13 protein-coding genes and 1 pseudogene are annotated in these 18,102 nt (G+C 71.0%); 11 read left to right on the top strand and 3 right to left on the bottom strand.

What is annotated here, in order from left to right; translation table 11 throughout:
- The first annotated feature begins 246 nt into the window (after positions 1 to 246).
- The 8 genes from D7W82_RS30070 (at position 247) to D7W82_RS30035 (ending at position 9,836) form a co-directional block, all read left to right on the top strand.
- Positions 247 to 1,149, top strand: a complete 903-nt coding sequence (locus D7W82_RS30070) for a zinc metalloprotease (protein WP_120621628.1) — start codon at positions 247 to 249, stop codon at positions 1,147 to 1,149.
- 229 nt (positions 1,150 to 1,378) lie between these two features.
- On the top strand, positions 1,379 to 2,281 hold the full coding sequence (locus D7W82_RS30065; RefSeq protein ID WP_120621627.1) for a zinc metalloprotease: 903 nt from the start codon (positions 1,379 to 1,381) through the stop codon (positions 2,279 to 2,281).
- A 157-nt stretch (positions 2,282 to 2,438) separates the two neighbouring features.
- Positions 2,439 to 3,602, top strand: a complete 1,164-nt coding sequence (locus tag D7W82_RS30060) for an alanine--glyoxylate aminotransferase family protein (protein ID WP_120621626.1) — start codon at positions 2,439 to 2,441, stop codon at positions 3,600 to 3,602.
- A 273-nt stretch (positions 3,603 to 3,875) separates the two neighbouring features.
- A complete protein-coding gene (locus tag D7W82_RS30055) occupies positions 3,876 to 4,505 on the top strand; it encodes a DUF2378 family protein (protein ID WP_120621625.1) in 630 nt (209 codons plus the stop codon).
- A 230-nt stretch (positions 4,506 to 4,735) separates the two neighbouring features.
- On the top strand, positions 4,736 to 6,364 hold the full coding sequence (locus D7W82_RS42420; RefSeq protein ID WP_304988751.1) for an ATP-binding protein: 1,629 nt from the start codon (positions 4,736 to 4,738) through the stop codon (positions 6,362 to 6,364).
- Complete coding sequence (locus D7W82_RS30045; RefSeq protein ID WP_120621623.1) at positions 6,361 to 6,738, top strand: response regulator; 378 nt, start codon at positions 6,361 to 6,363, stop codon at positions 6,736 to 6,738. The genes D7W82_RS42420 and D7W82_RS30045 overlap by 4 nt, the downstream gene beginning before the upstream one ends.
- Before the next feature lie 108 nt (positions 6,739 to 6,846).
- On the top strand, positions 6,847 to 9,012 hold the full coding sequence (locus D7W82_RS30040; RefSeq protein WP_120621622.1) for a cation:proton antiporter: 2,166 nt from the start codon (positions 6,847 to 6,849) through the stop codon (positions 9,010 to 9,012).
- A 5-nt stretch (positions 9,013 to 9,017) separates the two neighbouring features.
- The gene (locus D7W82_RS30035; protein WP_120621621.1) at positions 9,018 to 9,836 is read left to right on the top strand and encodes a helix-turn-helix domain-containing protein; all 819 of its coding nucleotides are present in this window, start codon (positions 9,018 to 9,020) and stop codon (positions 9,834 to 9,836) included.
- Positions 9,837 to 9,848: 12 nt separating this feature from the next.
- On the opposite strand, the gene D7W82_RS30030 is transcribed toward D7W82_RS30035, so the two are convergent.
- Complete coding sequence (locus tag D7W82_RS30030; protein ID WP_120621620.1) at positions 9,849 to 10,601, bottom strand: GNAT family N-acetyltransferase; 753 nt, start codon at positions 10,599 to 10,601, stop codon at positions 9,849 to 9,851.
- A 113-nt stretch (positions 10,602 to 10,714) separates the two neighbouring features.
- On the opposite strand from D7W82_RS30030, the gene D7W82_RS30025 reads away from it, so the two are divergent.
- Together D7W82_RS30025 and gyrB are read left to right on the top strand one after the other, a co-directional pair.
- Complete coding sequence (locus D7W82_RS30025) at positions 10,715 to 11,170, top strand: hypothetical protein (RefSeq protein ID WP_120621619.1); 456 nt, start codon at positions 10,715 to 10,717, stop codon at positions 11,168 to 11,170.
- Between the two features lie 122 nt (positions 11,171 to 11,292).
- Positions 11,293 to 13,749, top strand: coding sequence for a DNA topoisomerase (ATP-hydrolyzing) subunit B (gyrB, locus tag D7W82_RS30020; protein ID WP_120621618.1), 2,457 nt, complete (start codon positions 11,293 to 11,295; stop codon positions 13,747 to 13,749).
- A 153-nt stretch (positions 13,750 to 13,902) separates the two neighbouring features.
- Here gyrB and D7W82_RS30015 read toward each other — a convergent pair whose 3' ends face one another.
- Both D7W82_RS30015 and D7W82_RS30010 read right to left on the bottom strand, forming a co-directional pair.
- On the bottom strand, positions 13,903 to 14,460 hold the full coding sequence (locus D7W82_RS30015) for a hypothetical protein (protein WP_120565367.1): 558 nt from the start codon (positions 14,458 to 14,460) through the stop codon (positions 13,903 to 13,905).
- A gap of 148 nt (positions 14,461 to 14,608) precedes the next feature.
- Entirely contained in the window at positions 14,609 to 17,419 is a 2,811-nt protein-coding gene (locus D7W82_RS30010; protein ID WP_120621617.1) for a serine/threonine-protein kinase, read from the bottom strand.
- A 323-nt stretch (positions 17,420 to 17,742) separates the two neighbouring features.
- Between D7W82_RS30010 and D7W82_RS30005 the strand changes: the two are divergent.
- A pseudogene (locus tag D7W82_RS30005) lies at positions 17,743 to 18,102 on the top strand (hypothetical protein); the annotation flags it as partial.

Below are 18,102 nucleotides of genomic sequence, written 5' to 3'. Positions count from 1 at the left end.
CCCCGGACCCGGGCGGCACCGCGGCCCCGGCCCCCGCTTCAACGCCCTGAGCCAGCCCGCCGCGTCAGGGATTGCCGGGGCGCGAAACGGCTTCCGGGTGAAGAAGACACCTGGAGGCTTCACCCGGCGAGACATCGTACGGGTTCGTAACGTTTTGCTTTGTTTCCGTGACTGTCCGCGTATTGACTCGGAAGTCACAAAAACCGTATTCCCGCTCCCCCCTACTTTTCGAGGAGTTGGGAACCCATGCTTCGTCACGTCGCGCAGCGCAGCGGTCGATTCGCGGTGGTCGTTGGCACCCTGATGTCCCTGGCGGGCTGTAACAGCAACGCCCCCACCACCGAGGAGCAGACCCCCGCTCCCGCGGAGGAGACCACCAACGCCCAGGCCATTCCGCACCGTGGCTGCGCGACCGTGGAGCCGTCCGCCGACGAGAAGCTGGAGATCGAAGCGGCGATCGCGGGCCGCGTGTCCGCGAAGCGCGCGGTGGGCTCGGTGAACGTGCCCGTGTACTTCCACGTCATCCGCAAGGGCACGGGCCTCTCCAACGGAGACATCCCGGACTCGCAGATCACCGCGCAGATGAACGTGCTGAACGCGGCGTACGCGAACACGCCGTTCAAGTTCACGCTGGCCGGCACGGACCGCACGACCAACAGCACCTGGTACACCGTGACGCCGGGCAGCTCCGCCGAGACGAACATGAAGAACACCCTGCGCAAGGGTGGCAAGGAGTCGCTGAACCTCTACACCGCGAACATCGGCGGTGGCCTGCTGGGCTGGGCGACCTTCCCCTCCAGCTACACCAGCCAGCCGAAGAAGGACGGCGTGGTCATCCTCTACACCAGCGTCCCCGGCGGCACGGCGTCCCCCTACAACCTGGGCGACACGGGCACGCACGAAGTGGGTCACTGGCTGGGCCTGTACCACACGTTCCAGGGCGGCTGCGCCAGCCCGGGTGACTCCGTCAGCGACACGCCCCCGGAGGCCTCGCCCGCGTACGGCTGCCCCGCCGGCCGTGACACCTGCTCCGGGGGTGGCGCGGACCCCATCTACAACTTCATGGACTACACGGACGACAGCTGCATGAACTCGTTCACCGCGGGCCAGGTGGCCCGCGCGGACAGCCTCACCGCCACGTACCGCTAGAAAAATCACGCAGGGCTGTGGCCGTTTTTCGGATGCCGGGGTCCCCGTTCAAGGGGGCTCCGGCATTTTCCATTTCCAGGGTGATTCACGGACAGGCCGTCTCCCGGCCCTGTGACGCTTGGTCTGCCTTGAGCGTTTTACCGCGAGTACAATTTTATCGCGTGATTTGACTTGCACTGTTTCATCCGCGTATCACTGTTTCACCCTTTTCCTGAGGAGTTGGGAAACAATGCTTCGTCACGTCGCGCAGCGCAGTGGTCGATTCGCGGTGGTCGTTGGCACCCTGATGTCCCTGGCCGGTTGCAGCAGCAGCGCTCCGACCACCGAGGAGCAGACTCCCGCTCCCACTGAAGAGACCAACGCCCAGGCCGTCCCGCACCGTGGCTGTGCGACCGTCGAGCTGACCGCCGATGAGAAGCTCGAGGTCGACGCGGCGATCGCGGCCCGCGGCGTGTCCGCGAAGCGCGCGGTGGGCTCGGTGAACGTGCCCGTGTACTTCCACGTCATCCGCGCCGGGACGGGCATCGCCAACGGCGACATCCCGGACTCGCAGATCACCGCGCAGATGAACGTGCTGAACGCGGCGTACTCCAACACCCCGTTCAAGTTCACGCTGGCGGGCACGGACCGCACCACGAACAGCCAGTGGTACAACCTGCGCAGCGGCTCCGCTGCGGAGAAGAAGATGAAGTCCGCGCTGCGCAAGGGTGGCCCGGAGTCGCTGAACATCTACTCCGCGAACCTGGGCGGCGGCCTGCTGGGCTGGGCGACCTTCCCCTCCAGCTACACCAGCCAGCCGAAGATGGACGGCGTGGTCATCCTCTTCAGCAGCGTCCCCGGCGGCACCGCGGCCCCCTACAACGAGGGTGACACGGGCACGCACGAAGTGGGTCACTGGCTGGGCCTGTACCACACGTTCCAGGGCGGTTGTAACAACCCGGGCGACTCCGTCAGCGACACGCCCCCGGAGGCCTCGCCCGCCTACGGCTGCCCCGCCAACCGCGACACCTGCGCGGGCGGCGGCGCGGACCCCATCTACAACTTCATGGACTACACCGACGACAACTGCATGAACCAGTTCTCGGCCGGCCAGGTGGCCCGCGCGGACAGCGTGACCGCGACGTACCGCTAGTCCACCGCTTCGCTTCCTGAAGTCACAGACGCCGGGGCCCCTTCGTACGGGGCTCCGGCGTCTTCTTTTTCCTGCGTGGACAAGCCGGGCCCGCGCTGCTCACAGTGGGGGACCGCCCTCCGGCTGTCCGGAGGGGGCCTCCAGGAGGAGTGGCGCCGTGAGAGACCTGTTGATGATTCCCGGGCCGGTGGACGTGGACGCGGACGTGTTGCAGGCGCTGTCCGGGCCGGTGCCCGGTCACCTGGACGCGGGCTTCATCGCCACCTTCGGACGGGCCCTCAAGCGCCTGCGTGAGGTGTCGCTCGCCCCCGGCGCGCAGCCCTTCGTCGTCTCCGGCAGCGGCACCCTGGCCATGGAGCTCGCCGTGGCCAACCTCATCGAGCCCGGCGACCGCGCGCTGGTGGTGAACACCGGCTACTTCAGCGACCGCATGGCCCACATCCTGGAGCGCCACGGCGCGAAGGTGACGCACGTGCGCGCCGCCAGCGTGGGCGGCGCCCCGGACGTGGCCCAGGTGGAGGCGGAGCTGCGAAACGGCGGCTTCAAGCTGATGACCGTCACCCACGTGGACACCTCCACCGCGGTGCTCGCGCCCGTGGAGCCGCTGGTGAAGGCCGCGCGCCAGCACGGCGTCCTGGCCGTGGTGGACGGCGTGTGCGCCACCGCCGGTGAGTCCTTCCACCAGGACGCGTGGGGCGCGGACGTCTACCTCACCGCCAGCCAGAAGGCGGTCGGCGTGCCCCCAGGCCTGGCGCTCCTCACGGTGAGCCCCCGCGCCATCGCCGCGTGGAAGGCGCGCAAGGCGCCCGTCGCCAGCGTGTACGCGGACTGGGCGGAGTGGCTCCCCATCATGGAGGCCTACGAAGCCGGCAAGCCCGCCTACTTCGCCACCCCACCCACGTCCCTGGTGTGCGCGCTGGACGTCAGCCTGGGACAGATTCTCGCGGAGGGCATGGAGGCCCGCTTCGAGCGCCACCGCCGCATGGCCCGCGCCTTCCGCGCCGCCTGGAGCGCGCTGGGCCTCAAGCTGGTGCCCAGCTCGGAGGCCGTGGCCGCCAACACCCTGAGCGCCGTGTACTACCCGGACGGCGTGGACGCGTCGCTCGTGGGCCGCGTGAAGGCGCAGGGGGTGGCCATCGCCGGCGGCCTCCACCCTGAAATCAAGCCGCGCTACTTCCGCGTGGGCCACATGAACCGCGTCAGCCCCGGGGACGTGCTCGTCACCGTGGGCGCCATCGAGCGCGCCCTCCACGCCGCCGGCCACCGCGCCGCCGCCTCGGGAACCGCCGTCGCCGCCGCCCAGGCCGCCCTCTCCGGGTAGGCCCTGGAGTGAGGGGCCTGACCCCCATTTGTTTCTCAGGCAACGAGAAAGCCCGTCCGCGCCCCCATTAGATTTGTGTAAGCTGCTGGATAATGACAGGTACTTCCTGGCTTACGGGGATTTCTTGTCGTTTTGGCGGAATTGTGTGATTGGGCTGCACGGTGTGAGCGGGGCGTGGGCCCCGGCACCTGTGAGGGGGAAGGGCTGCGCTGGCGGATGGACCCACGAAACATGGGGGCCGATTCCAGCGCCTGAGGTGGAAGTGAGGTCGGTATGGATCGCGGACCGGTGGAAGGTTCGACGAGGGCGGCGGGCTGGGCGGAGGAGTTCGCGGCGTGGCACCTGACGGAGCGGTGCCTGGCCGCGACCCCGGAAGACGGGGCGCGCGGGATGTTCTTCCAGGGCGTGGTGGGGGTGGTGAACTTCCTCCAGGGCGAGGGTGCCGGGGCGAAGTGCCTGGCGGCGTCCGGGCTGAAGGAGCTCAACGCCGCGGAGCTGTACCCGGTGACGCGCTTCCTGGAGATGACCGCGGAGGTGACGCGGGTCCTGCGCCCGCAGCTGGGCGACTGGGAGCAGGCGCTGCGGTACATCGGGACGCAGGCCACGGTGGACTTCCTGGCCTCCATGTTCGGCCGGGAGCTGATGCAGGCCGCCGCCAGCAACCCCTGGCGGATGCTCCAGCACATGGCCGAGGGCTACCGCGCCGCGGTGACCTATGGCGAGCGCAGCGTCCTCTGGACGGGAGACCACAGCGCCCGCTTCGTGATGCGCCGGGACTTCATGCCCGCGCCGTACCACGAGGGCGTGCTCCAGGCCGCCCTGGAGGCCGTGGGCGCCCAGGACGTCCAGGTGCACGGGCGGCAGCTGTCCCTGCTGGATACCGAGTACGACGTTTCCTGGTAATCCAGGGATGTCGCCCTCCGTGGGGTGGGGCGCTGGCTTGGGGACGTTCACCAGCCAGCGCTCGGTGCTGAACGTCCGCCATTTCTCCCGCTGGCGTGACAGGGAGGGCCACTAGCATGTGGTGAAAGCGGCCCACACCCCACGGGAGGAGCAACGCGAATGGATGCAGCACGAGGCTCCCGGCCGCAGGGGCGCTGTCCGGCCCCGGGGCTGATGGGCGGAGCCCGGGCATGACGCCCTTCCGGCTGTTGCTCGTGGAGGACAGCGCCAACGACGCGGCGCTGGTGACGGCGGAGCTGGAGCAGGCGGGCTACCTGCCCACGGCCTGGCGCGTGGAGACGCTGGAGGCGCTGCGGGACGCGCTGGCCACCGGCCCCTGGGACCTGGTGCTGTGCGACTACCGGCTGCCGCGCTTCAGCGCGCTGGACGTGCTGTCGCTCCTGCACGCGCAGGGGCGGGACGTGCCCCTCATCGTCCTGTCCAGCCAGCTGAGCGAGGACCAGGCCGTCACGCTGATGAAGGCGGGCGCGCGCGACTGCTTCTCCAAGGACCGGCTGGCCCGGCTGGGCCCGGCGGTGGCGCGCGAACTGGATGAGACGCGCGTGCGGCGCGAGCGCGCGCGGGCGGAGGTGGACCGGGACATCCTGTCCAAGGCCAGCGAGCTGCTCACCGCGTCCCTGGAGCAGGCGGCGCGGTTGGATCAGCTGGTGCAGCTGATGGTGCCCCGGGTGGCGGACTGGTGCGCCTTCTTCCTCCAGGACCCGGACCAGGGCGGCCTGCGGCTGGTGGCGCTCGCGCACCCGGACGCGGAGCGGCGCGCCCATGCCTGGAAGCTGGACCAGCGCTTCCCGCTGGACCCCCAGGCCGCCGCGGGCCCCGCGCACGTGCTGCGCACCGGCCAGCCGGAGTTCATGCCGGACGTGCGCCAGCGCCCGGAGCCCATCACCCGGGACGTGGCGCACCAGCGCGCCATCGAGGGGCTGGGGCTGCGCTCGGTGGTGAACGTGGCCCTGCCCGGCAACGAGGGCCGGCTGGGCGTGCTGTCCATGGGCACGCTGGGGGAGCGCACGCTCGCGCCGGTGGACCTGTCGCTGGCGCAGGAGCTGGCGCGCAGGACGGGGCTGGTGCTGGAGAACGCGAGGCTCTTCCAGGAGGCGCGCGAGGCGGTGCGCCTGCGCGACGAGTTCCTCACCGTGGCCGCGCACGAGCTGCGCACGCCGCTCACCACGCTGCGGCTGCAGCTGGGCACGCTGCTGCAGCGCTCGGAGGCGCACCGGCTGGAGCCGGACGTGGTGACGCGCCTGGAGCGCAGCGTGCGCCAGGTGCGCCGGCTGGGCACGCTGGTGGAGGGGCTCCTGGACGTGTCGCAGCTGTCCAGCGGCGAGCTGTCGCTCATGCCCGAGCGCTTCGACCTGGAGGAGCTGGTCTCCGAGGTGCTGGACCGCTACCAGGCGGAGGCCCGCGCGGCCGGGTGCGAATTGCGCCAGTCTCCCCGCCGCGGACTCTGGGGGACGTGGGACCGGCTCCGGGTGGACCAGGCCGTGGCGGCGTTGATATCCAACGCGCTCAAGTTCGGTCCGGGACGGCCGGTGGAGGTGGACGTGGGGCGGGAAGGGAGCTTCGCGCGCATCCAGGTGCGCGACCGGGGCATCGGCGTGCCCGTGGACCAGGTGGAGCGCATCTTCGAGCGCTTCGGCCGCGCGGTCAGCTCGCATTCGTATGGAGGCCTGGGCCTGGGGCTCTACCTCGCCCGCCGCGCCGCGGAGGCGCACGGCGGACGGGCCTGGGCGGAGCCCGACGCCGGAGAGGGCGCGCGCTTCACGCTGGAGCTGCCGCTGGAGAAGGAGACGCGCGAGTGAGTCGGCCGGTGTTGGTGGTGGATGACGATACGGACCTGCGGGAGGCGCTGGAGGAGGTCCTGCGCGACGCGGGCTACACCGTGTTCGGTGCGGGCAACGGCCTCCAGGCGCTGGAGGTGCTCCGCCGGGAGCCGGTGGTGCCGTCCCTGGTCCTGCTGGACATGATGATGCCGGTGATGGACGGCGCCACCTTCGGCCGGCAGATGCGCCAGGTGGAGGCGTGGCGGGACATCCCCGTGCTCGTCTTCTCCGCCTCCGCCAACGCGCGCCAGGTCGCCGAGGAGATGGGCGCCTGCGGCTACCTGCGCAAGCCGGTGGACGTGGAGACGCTCCTCAAGGCCGTGGCGGCCAACAAGGTCCCCGAAGCCGCCTGAGACTCCGGGTGTGTCTTCTGCCGCGGGCGGCCCTGCCCGCGCGCATTGACGCTGCGCGCGAGCCACTGGTAAGTGCTCCCTTAACACTTTCCCGGCGAGGCCTGTCCGATGAATCCCCACATGCTCGCCCAGCTCCTGGTCCAGCTCATCGTCATCATCGCGGTGTCCCGGCTCATTGGCCGGGGCGCTCGCTGGCTGGGGCAGCCCCTGGTCATCGCGGAGGTGGTGGCGGGCATCGCGTTGGGTCCGTCGCTCCTGGGCTGGCTGGCGCCGGAAGCCATGCGCTGGCTGTTCCCGCCGGAGTCCATGCCGTTCCTGAAGATGCTGGCCGAGGTCGGCCTGGTGCTCTTCATGTTCCTCATCGGCCTGGAGCTGGACCCCAAGCTGCTGAAGGGGCGGGGGCACGCGTCGGTGGCCATCAGCCACTCCAGCATCGTCGTCCCGTTCGCCCTGGGCGCGGGGGCGGGCGCGCTGTGGCTGTACAAGTCGCTGTCCAGCCCGGACGTGCCGTTCTCCTCGTTCGTGCTGTTCATGGGCGTGTCCATGAGCATCACGGCCTTCCCGGTGCTGGCGCGCATCCTCACCGAGCGCGGGCTGATGCAGTCGAAGCTGGGCGCCATCGCCATCGCGTGCGCGGCGGTGGACGACGTGACGGCGTGGTGCATCCTGGCGTTCGTGGTGTCGCTGGTGCGCGCGTCGGACCTGGCGCAGGCGGGGCTCACCACGGTGTTCGCGCTGCTCTACATCGCCTTCATGCTGCTCTTGGTGAAGCCGTTCCTCGCCCGGCTGGGCGCGCGCGTGGCCAACCGCGAGGGGCTCACCCAGAACGTGGTGGCCATCACCCTGGTGCTGCTGCTCGGCTCCGCGTGGACCACCGAGTCCATCGGCATCCACTCGCTCTTTGGCGCCTTCATGTTCGGCGCGGTGATTCCCAAGGAGGGCGGGCTGGCGGTGGCGCTGGCGGAGAAGCTGGAGGACGTGGCCGTGGTGCTGCTCTTGCCCGTGTTCTTCGCCTTCAGCGGCCTGCGCACGCAGCTGGGCCTGCTGTCCTCGCCAGAGGCGTGGCTCACCTGCGGCGCCATCATCGTCCTGGCGTGCCTGGGCAAGTTCGGCGGCAGCGCGGTGGCCGCGCGCCTCACGGGCCTGCGGTGGCGGGAGGCGGGCGCCATCGGCATCCTGATGAATACGCGGGGCCTGATGGAGCTCATCGTGCTCAACCTGGGCCTGGACCTGGGCGTCATCTCGCCCACGCTCTTCACGATGATGGTCATCATGGCGCTGGTCACGACCTTCATGACCACGCCGTTCCTGCGCCTGCTGTATTCCGCGGAGGAGCAGGCGCGCGACCAGCTGCTGGGCGCGCCGGAGCCGTCGCTGCCCGCGTCCGCGTACACGGTGCTGCTGTGCGTGTCGCACGGGCAGGCCGGTCCGGGCATGGCGGTGCTGTCTCGCGCGCTGTCGGGCGAGCGCAACGAGGCGAACCTCTACGCGCTGCACCTCTTGTCTCCGGAGCGCTCGCTCAAGGCCCGCGGGGAGGAGGCGCTGGACCCGTCCGCCGCGTCCAGCGGCGCGCTGGCGCCCCTGGTGGGCCGCGCGGAGAAGCTGGGGCTGTCCGTGCGCACGCTGTCGTTCGTGTCGTCGGAGCCCGCGCGGGACATCTGCCGCACGGCGCAGGCCAAGCGCGCGGACCTGGTGCTGCTGGGCTGGCACAAGCCGCTCTTCAGCCAGACGGTGCTGGGCGGCACGGTGCATGAAGTCATGCAGGAGGCGGGCGGCACGGTGGCGGTGCTGGTGGACCGTGGCCTGTCGCAGGTGCGCCGGGTGCTGGTGCCCTTCGTGGGCACCCGGCATGACCGCGCGGCGCTGGGCCTGGCGCGGCGGCTGGTGAAGCAGGCCGGCGCGGAGGTGACGGTGCTGCACGTGACCTCGCCGGAGGGCTCGGGCGCGGGCCGCGCGCAGGTGGAGGAGCTGTTCCCCGCGGACGAGGGCGCCTGCGTGAAGCTGAAGGTGGTGCGCCACATGTCGCCGGAAGAGGCCGCGCTGGAAGAAGCGAAGGCGGGGTACGACCTGGTGGTGGTGGGCCTGGGGGCCGAGTGGGGCCTGGAAGACCGGTTGTTCGGCGTGCAGCGTGAGCGAATCGTGCGCGACGCGCCCGCCTCGCTGCTGCTCGTGCGTCACCCGGAGGGGGCGACGGTGCTGGCCCAGACCCCGGAGCAGTCACGGCCGCGGGGGACGCCTCCGGAGACGGCGCAGCCGCTGGGCGCGCGGAGCTGAGCGCCATGCACCTGGGAGCGACCCTGCGCTTGTTGCGGGTGGATGCCGGATTGTCCCTGCGCGACCTGGCCCGGCGCATCGGCGTGTCCAGCGCGTACCTGAGCCGCGTGGAGAACGGCGTGGACGCGCCGCCCACGCAGGAGCGGCTGACGGCCATTGCCCGGGAGCTGGACGTGCCCCCGGGGCTGCTCATGGACGTGGCCAACCGGGTGAGCCCGTACGTGGCGGGCTACCTGGAGGACGTGCCCGCCGCGGGGACGCTGATGCTGGACATCGCGCGCCGCAAGCTCACGGGCGCGCAGCTGGCGCGCGTGCGGGCCTTCCTGGACGCGGAGTTCCCCCTGCGCGAGGTGCGCGGCAACGAACCCGTGCCCCCGCTGGCGCCGCTCTTGTCCCCGGAGCGGGTGGTGGTGCAGCTGTCCTGCGGGGACTACGAGGACGCGCTCGACGTGGCGGCCGGGCGGCTGGCGGCGGCCCTGCCCGGCGTGGACGGGGCGGCGCTCGCGGAGGGCCTGCGCCGGCGCGAGGTCCATGCCCCGTCCCAGGTGGGCAACGGCGTGGCGGTGCCGCACGCGTTCGTGGCCGGCGCGGCCCCGGTGGCGGCGCTGGTGACGCTGGCCCGGCCCCTGAAGATGGATGCGCCGGACAACCAGCCCCTGCGGCTGGTGGTGGCGCTGGTGGACGGCCACGTGGGCCGCGCGCGGCTGATGCGGCTGGCGCACGTGGCCAGGCTCGCCGGGCGCGGGCTGGCGGATCGGCTCCACGGCCTGGAGGAGCCCCAGCGGGTGCTGGAGACGCTGGAGGAGCTGGAGGCGCTGCGCTGAAGCAGCGCCCCTTCAGGGCTCCTGGGGCACCCAGTGCTCCCAGGGACCGAGGTCACGGAAGCCCAGGTGCCGGTACACGCGGATGCCCGCCTGGGTGGACTGGAGCACCATCGCGGTGCACCCGCGCCTGCGCGCCTCGCGGATGATGCCCCGCATCACCGCTGACGCGAGCCCCAGCCCCCGGGCCTCCGGGTGGGTGGCCACCAGGTACACGCCCGCCGTGTCCGCCACGTCCACCACCAGCCCGCAGGACAGCGCCCGGCCGTGCTCGCGCGCCACCACGGTGTGCACCGGCAGGCGGGGCGGTCGCTGCCACACGGAGAGGATGTCCCGCCACTCCGCGCCATAGGTGTGGACGTTGATCTCCACCAGTTCGTCCAGGTCCTCCACGGTCTCCACCGGCACGCCGGGCGCCGCGTCCGGCAGCTCGTGCAGCCAGGCCCCCATGGCCACCACGGTGAAGTCCGGCCGGTAGGCCGCCGCGCCCAGCACCCGCGCCGCGTCCCTCTGCCCCGGCGTCAGGGTGACGCGCCAGCGCGACAGCCCGTGCCCCCGGTAGAAGTCCGCGACGGCCGGCAGCGCGGCCGCCAGCGCGTCCGCGTCCGTGAAGAGGACCTGCTGGAAGTGCGCGTCCTGGTAGCCAGGCAGCGCGAACGCGTCCACGCCAGGGAGGCACAGGTGGCGCAGCGGGCCGCGCTCGGCTTGCAGGCGTTTGAAGGCGATGAGGTTGGTGTGCAGTCGAAGGGTGAGCTCGGCATCCGTCATTGCGGGCCGGGAGCCTATGCGCGGGGACGACGGCCAAAGAACAGCCCCGGAGGAAAGGACGCGCACACCGCGCGCCAGGGGGTTAGGTTTCCACCCCTTCTGGGCCCGCCACCATGACCCCGCGCTTCTTCTCGTTCGATCCGCGTCCCACCCGAATCTCCCTCATCCTGGGCGCGTGCCTCCTGGCGGTCCTCACCGCCTGGGCCCTGGCGGATTACCGGGGCGGCGGGGGGCTGGTCGCCATGGCGCGGGCCGGCATCAGCGCGGGCCTGATGCTGACCTTCCTCGTCTCCGTCCACCGCCTGCGCCCTCGCGCCGGATGGGGCATCACCCTGGACGCCGCGGGCGTGCGGGTGGCCCGGCCCTTCAGCGGCCAGCCGCTGGAGTTGCACTGGGGACAGATTGATTCCGTGCGCCGGGTCGGCCGCAAGGGGAGCGTGCTGGGCCTGTTCCTCAAGGAAGAGGGAAGGGTGCTCGTCACACGACATCTTTTCGCCCGCAAGGCTGTTTATGAAGAGCTGATCGCGGCGCTGGAGGACCGCCTCCCGCCCCCGCGTTTCGACGCCTGATTCATGAATCTTTCCGCAGCCTTGCGTGGGCTCCCGGAGCTTGTCCGGGATGCCCGGTGGTGGTAGGCACAACGGGCTTGAGCCCTGTCGCAACGGCAGCCTTTCCCAAGGACACGCTTCACATGGAAAAGACCCCCGCTACCGGTGTCGCGCCGGCCGCGCCGCCCGCCGAGTATGGGACGGACGCCATCACCAAGCTCGAAGGGCTGGAGGCCGTCCGCAAGCGCCCCGGCATGTACATCGGCGACACGATGACCTACGGGCTCCACAAGCTCGTGTACGAGGTCGTCGACAACTCCGTGGACGAGGCCCTCGCCGGCCACTGCACGGACATCGACGTGATCATCCACGTGGATGGCTCACTCAGCGTCCAGGACAACGGCCGCGGCATCCCCGTGGGCCCGCACCCCGACCCCAAGTTCAAGGGCAAGGACACGCTGGAGGTGGTGCTCACGGAGCTGCACGCCGGCAGCAAGTTCGGCAACGGCGCGTACAAGGTGTCCGGCGGCCTGCACGGCGTGGGCGTCACCTGCGTGAACTTCCTGTCGGAGTGGTTCAAGGTCCGCGTCCAGCGCGCCGGCAAGATCTACGAGCAGTCCTACGCGCGCGGCGTGTCCAACGGTTCGCCCCAGGAAGTGGGCACCACGGACAAGCGCGGCACGACCATCCACTTCAAGCCGGACTCCATGGTGATGGAGACGGTGGACTTCAACTTCGAGACGCTCAGCCAGCGCCTGCGCGAGCTCGCGTTCCTCAACGCGGGCCTGCACATCACCATCCGCGACGAGCGCACCCAGAAGGAGCACGACTTCAAGTTCGAAGGCGGCATCTCCTCCTTCGTGGAGTACCTCAACAAGGCGAAGGAAGCGCTGCACGACAAGCCCGTCTACATCAAGTCGGAGCGCGAGGGCGTGTCGCTGGAAATCGCCATGCAGTGGAACGATGGCTACGACGAGCGCATCTTCACCTTCGCCAACAACATCAACACCCACGAGGGTGGCAGCCACCTGTCCGGCTTCAAGGCCGCGCTCACGCGCACGCTCAACAGCTACGCGGAGAAGGGCGGCGTCTGGAAGGACCTGAAGGAGACGCCCACAGGTGAGGACGCCCGTGAAGGCCTGTCCGCGGTCATCTCCGTGAAGCTCTCCAACCCCCAGTTCGAGGGCCAGACGAAGACGAAGCTGGGCAACAGCGAGGTGAAGGGCCTGGTCGAGCAGATGGTGAACGACCAGCTCGCCTCCTTCCTGGAGGAGAACCCGCCGCTCGCCAAGAAGGTCGTGGCGAAGATTGGCGACGCGTGCCGCGCCCGCATCGCCGCGCGCAAGGCGCGTGAGACGGTGCGCCGCAAGGGCGTGCTGGACGGCGGCGGCCTTCCCGGAAAGCTCGCGGACTGCCAGAGCCGCGACCCGCACGAGAGCGAGCTGTACATCGTGGAGGGTGACTCCGCAGGTGGCTCCGCGAAGCAGGGCCGGGACCGGCGCAACCAGGCCATCCTCCCCTTGCGCGGCAAGATTCTGAACGTGGAGAAGGCGCGCTTCGAGAAGATGCTGACCAGCGCCGAAATCGTCACGCTCATCACCGCGCTGGGCACGGGCATCGGGGCGGAGGACTACGACCCGGAGAAGGCGCGCTACCACCGCATCATCCTGATGACGGACGCGGACGTGGACGGCAGCCACATCCGCACGCTGCTGCTCACGTTCTTCTACCGGCAGATGCGCGAACTCATCGACCGGGGCTACGTCTACATCGCGCAGCCGCCGCTCTACAAAGTCACGCGCAACAAGAAGGACAGCTACGTCAAGGACGAGCGCGCGCTGAACGAGTACCTGCTGCGCATCGCCGCGGAGCACTGCCGGGTGAAGACGCCGGCCGGGGAGCTGGGCGGCAGCGACTTCAAGGCGCTGCTGGAGAAGGTCATCACCTACGAGGAGCGGCTGGAGAAGCAGGCCAAGCGCCGCGACGCGCGCATCGTGGACGCGCTGGTGCAGGCCACCCGCCTGCGCTCGGAGACGCTCGCGGACGGGGCGGCGGTGGAGGCGGAGCTCGTCACCATGCGCGAGTACTGCCAGCGGCGCATGCCGGAGGTGGTGGGCCGGCTGTCCACGCGGCTGGAGCAGGACGCGGAGCACCAGGAGGCCCAGCGGCTGGTGGTGACCACGGACGTGAACGGCTCCATGCGCGAGTCCGTCTTCGACCAGGCCTACCTGTCCTCGCCGGAGTACCTGGAGCTCGTCGCCCTGCGCGAGGTGTTCAACGCGCTGGGCAAGGCGCCCTACCGCGTCCTGGTGGACGCGGGCGAGGTGACGGCGTTCTCCGTGCAGGAGGTGCTGGCCGCGGTCCGCAAGGACGCGCAGAAGGGCCTGGGCCTGCAGCGCTACAAGGGTCTGGGCGAGATGAACCCGGAGCAGCTCTGGGAGACGACCATGGACCCCACCCGCCGCACGCTGCTCCAGGTGCGGGTGGAGGACATGGTGGAGAGCGACGAAATCTTCTCCCTGCTCATGGGTGAGGCGGTGGAGCCGCGCCGCGAGTTCATCGAGCGCAACGCGCTGGACGTGCAGAACCTGGACATCTGAGGTTCGCTGTCCGCGGTGCCTGAATCACCACGCCGGGCCCATGGGAGAAAGACCCGTGGGCCCGGTGCCGTTTTCCGGCTCCGCGCCCACGTGCCCTTCCCATCCTTTTCGAGCCGGGCCGCGGAAGTGACGCACGGCGGCCCCCGTGAGCCCTTACGGAAGGAACCTGGCGACCAGTGACCAGCGCGAGGACGCCCCCGCGCGCATGTTGAGGATGGCGGTGATGCCGATGACGCCCGCCATGGCGGCGAGGTTCGCGATGCCGCCCGCGTCCAGCGCCCGCATCGTCTTCGCGGCCTTCTCCGGCGTGCCCACGGTGGGCGTGAGGCCCGACTCCACGGGGACGGCGCCTTCCGGCGCCTGCTTCGCCAGGTACGCCCCGCCGAAGATGTTGGCTGCGCCCAGCGCCACGGTGGCGCCCAGCAGCACGTCCTTCGCGATGACCAGCCCGCGCGTGGTGCGGTCGATCTCCCGGCCCGTCAGGTGCGAGCGGCCCACCAGCCAGGTGATGGCCGCCAGGCCCACGGACGCGGCGTTGACGATGTTGAAGCCGTTCCACGCGGCGTTCACCACCTGTCCCCGCTCCGCCTGGGAGCCAATCACCTTCACGGCGGGGTTGAGCGCCACCTTGCCGAAGAGCGAACCGCCGAAACCCACGGCGAGCCCCAGGTTGTGCAGCACCAGGCCGGTGGAGGAGAGGACAGGCATCATGGACGGACTCCAGAAGAGAAGAAGTGGATGTCCGTGAGGGTAGGCACTGCCCTCTCGCGCGGGAGCAGCGCGTCAGGGCGGCACCAGGAGTGGATCAGCCGCCCGCCTGCTGGACGTGCTCCCGGGCGGAGGCCCGGGTGCCTGTTCGCTACCGCTCGGAGCGCTTGGCGCCGCGCAGGGCCTCCGCGCGTTCCTTGCGGGACATGTTCGTCACGTCGACGATGTCGAAGTCGAGCGCGCCCGCGTTGTCCGTCAGCTGCAGGTCGGGGAAGAGGCAGCGCAGGTCCTGCACGCCGGACACCTGGTAGCGCTTGCCCGTCTCGAAGAGGCGGTGCGAGCTGCGCACGGACCCGGCCTTGGGGCCCTTCTCCACGCACAGCACCGTGTGCACGCGGCCATTGGAGCCGGAGCGCACCTCCGCGAAGTCGTCGCGCACGGTGAAGGCGTAGGTGGACCTGGGGTTGAGGCCGCGCAGCAGCATCTGGTGCTGGGGCTTCACGTTCAGGGCGTTCTTCTCCGGCTCGAACAGCACGGAGCGGGGCGGGATGTACGCGGACTGCCGCAGGTGCACGCGGATGGAGCCGCGGTTGTCCTCGGGGCCGGTGTCGTCCAGGACGAAGAAGTGGAGCTTCTTCGCGCCCTTGATGGTGCGCGGCGCGCTGCTGACGAAGCCCACGCTGTTGTCCGCCGGCAGGTCGCCCTCCGCGTAGTAGACGAGCGTGCCGGACGCGGTGCCATCGCCCTCCGCGAACGCCGCGCTGCCCTCGGTCCACACGGAGTAGGCGGCGCCGGGCGACACGTCGATGGTGGCCGTGGGGTACTCCGGCAGCGGCAGCGCGTTGTACATGGGCCGCAGCACCAGCAGGCGCGTGGGGTAGTCCATGCGCCGCATCTCGCGGTCCTTGTCGTTGGCCAGCGGGTCGGCGTCGGAGCCGGTGGCCCCAGCGGGCTCCGTCCCCGCGTCCGTGGAGGCCAGGCCTCCGTCCAGCTCCAGGGCGGTGCCCGCGTCGTCGCCAGGGTCCACGGCGGCGGCGACAGCGCCCGTGGCTCCCGCGTCGAGCGTGGTGGCGGTGGGAATCTCCGACGCCATCTGGGTGGTGCCGGGCGCCACCTCCAGCTCCGCCTTGACGTGGACCTCCGCCTGGTTGGGCGTGAAGCGCCGCGTCCAGGCGCGGTAGCCCGGCCTGGTGACGACGATGGTGTGGGACGTCCGCTGGTCCGCGCCGATGATGCGGCTGGGCGTGGTCCCCACCGGCCGGCCGTTGACGACGACGGCGGCCCCCTCCGGCTTGGAGGTGATCCACAGGACGACCGGCTCGTTGGAGAGCTCACCCTCCTCGGCCGGGGACAGGAAGTGGATGAGCAGGCCGATGACGAGCAGCACGCCGGTGATGCCGAACACGGCCATGCTCAGCTGGCGCACCTGCTTCACGCGCTTCTGCTCGCGCTCGGAGGCCTCGGCGGCCAGCGCCTCGCGCGCGTCGTCCGCGGTGGTGCGGGCGCGGGGGGACTCCGTCTCCTCCGGCTCGGGCGACTCCCGCGGCTCCGTCGAGATGGCCGTCTCCACCGGCGTGTCATGCGGCGCGGCCAGCGTGGGCAGCGCCCGGGGCATCGCCGTGGGCTCCGTGCCCCCGTCGGTGTCCGGCTCGGGCTGAAGCTCGGGGGGCAGGGGGCGGCGGCCGGTGCCGGTGTTCTCGCGGGTGCCCCCCGGCGTCGTCACGCGGCGCACACCGGTGGTGCTCCTGCGCACGGCGGTGGCCTGGGTGGCCGAGCGGCGCGGGGCGCCATCCGTGGAGGGGCGCAGGCCGGGCGCGCTGCCGGACGCGCGCACGCCGGGGCTGGAGGGCCGCGCCACGCCCGGGCTGGACGCGCGCACGCCGGGGCTGCCGGGGTTCGAAGCCCGGCTGTTGCTGGACGGCAGCCGCGCGCGGCCCTGGGACGGCTCCGACGACGGCGACTGCCACGCGGCCAGCTGCTCCTTGAAGCCGGGCGGCAGCTCCACCTTGCGTCCCTCGGCGGCCAGCTCCTCCGCGAAGAGGTACGTCATGAGCTGGCTCAGCATCGTGGGCGTGAAGCGCGGCGTGTCCCGGTAGAGCAGCTCCACCGCGGACTCGCTCAGGTCCTTCGCCGTCTGGTAGCGGGCCTCGCGGTCCACCGCCATGGCGTGCGCGACGATGGTCTCCAGGTCCTCGCCGACGCCCGGGTTGACGGCGGACGGGGGCAGGCAGTCGCCGGTGATGATGCGCGGCAGCACGGTGACGAACTCGCCCTCGAAGGGGCGCCGGCCGCAGAGCATCTCGTAGAGGACGACGCCCGCCGCGTACACGTCCGTGCGCGCGTCCAGGTCCTGCCGCCCCTGGGCCTGCTCCGGGGAGAAGTACGGGTACTTGCCCTTGAGCGTGCCCGGCGACGTCCGGGCCTCCACGACGCTCGTGGCCTTGGCGATGCCGAAGTCGATGACCTTGACCTCGCCCTCGTAGGAGATGAGGACGTTGTCCGGGGACACGTCGCGGTGGACCAGGCCCAGCATCTGGCCGTCCTCGCCCACGTGGCGGTGCGCGTAGTCCAGGCCCTCGCACAGCTTGCCGGCGATGTGCAGCGCCAGGGGCTGCGGCAGGAACCCGATGCCCGCGCGCGCCGCGCGCCGCAGCACCTTCGACAGGGGCTGGCCGTGCACCAGCTCCATGGCGATGAAGTACTGCCCGTCCACCTCACCGAAGTCGAAGACCTGCGCGATGTTGCCGTGCGTCAGGCCCGCCACCAGGCGCGCCTCGCCGATGAACATCTCCACGAAGTCGTGGTCGTCCACGAAGTGCGGGAGGATCTGCTTGATGACGCAGGGCTTGGTGACCCCCATCGCGCCCGTCATACGCGCGCGGTAGGTGACCGCCATGCCCCCCGCGGCAAGCTTGGAGACCAGGACGTACTTGCCGAATTGCTGGGGACTGGGTTCTGCCACGGGCGGGGAGGCGGGGCCGGGATTGGGGAAGCCCCAGCATACTCGCCTTCCGTTGAAAGTCCCGGCCACGCTCGCATGGCGTGCGAAGATTTCGCTCCGGGTGCTGACTGGCCAGTCAGCTACGTCCTGGTGGGTCGGAACCACCCTTGGGGGAGGAGACGTTCCAGGTGGGGGCGTGAGGCGGACTGTTGCGCCGGTTCACACTTCTTCACGCTGCTTCGTTCAGCGCATGCCGGGGGCGGGGTTATCTCCTGCGCCATTCCGGGCTTCGGACCGGGGTGGGAGGGGTGGAAGGCCGCTCCCAGGGAAGCGAGACGACGGTCATGCGGCATGGGCGCCCGGTGTGGAGTGCGCGAGCCACCTTCGCGGTGGTGCTGGGGCTCTGGCTGGCCTCGGGGCCCGCGCGGGCGCAGGACGGCGGCGGCTGGCGGTCCGCCTTCGAGCTGCTGGCGAGCAGCCCCGAGCTGGGCGGAAGCGACATCCCCCGGGACGTGCCGAAGCGGCGGGGTTCGGACGCGTCGGTGGTGCCGCCGGAGGTGATGGCCCGGGTGCTGACGCAGGAGGGCCCCCGGCCGGTGCCCACGGCGTCCGCGGCGGAGACAGGCCCGGTGGTGGCGCCGGAGCAGGGCGCGCCGGAGGGAGGCCGGGTGTCGGAGCCCCGCGTGCGCCTGACGGAGGACGCG

Source organism: Corallococcus sp. CA049B, from assembly GCF_003611685.1.
In the GTDB taxonomy this organism is placed as follows: Bacteria; Myxococcota; Myxococcia; order Myxococcales; family Myxococcaceae; genus Corallococcus; species Corallococcus coralloides.
This window is presented reverse-complemented; position numbering and strand designations above follow the sequence as displayed.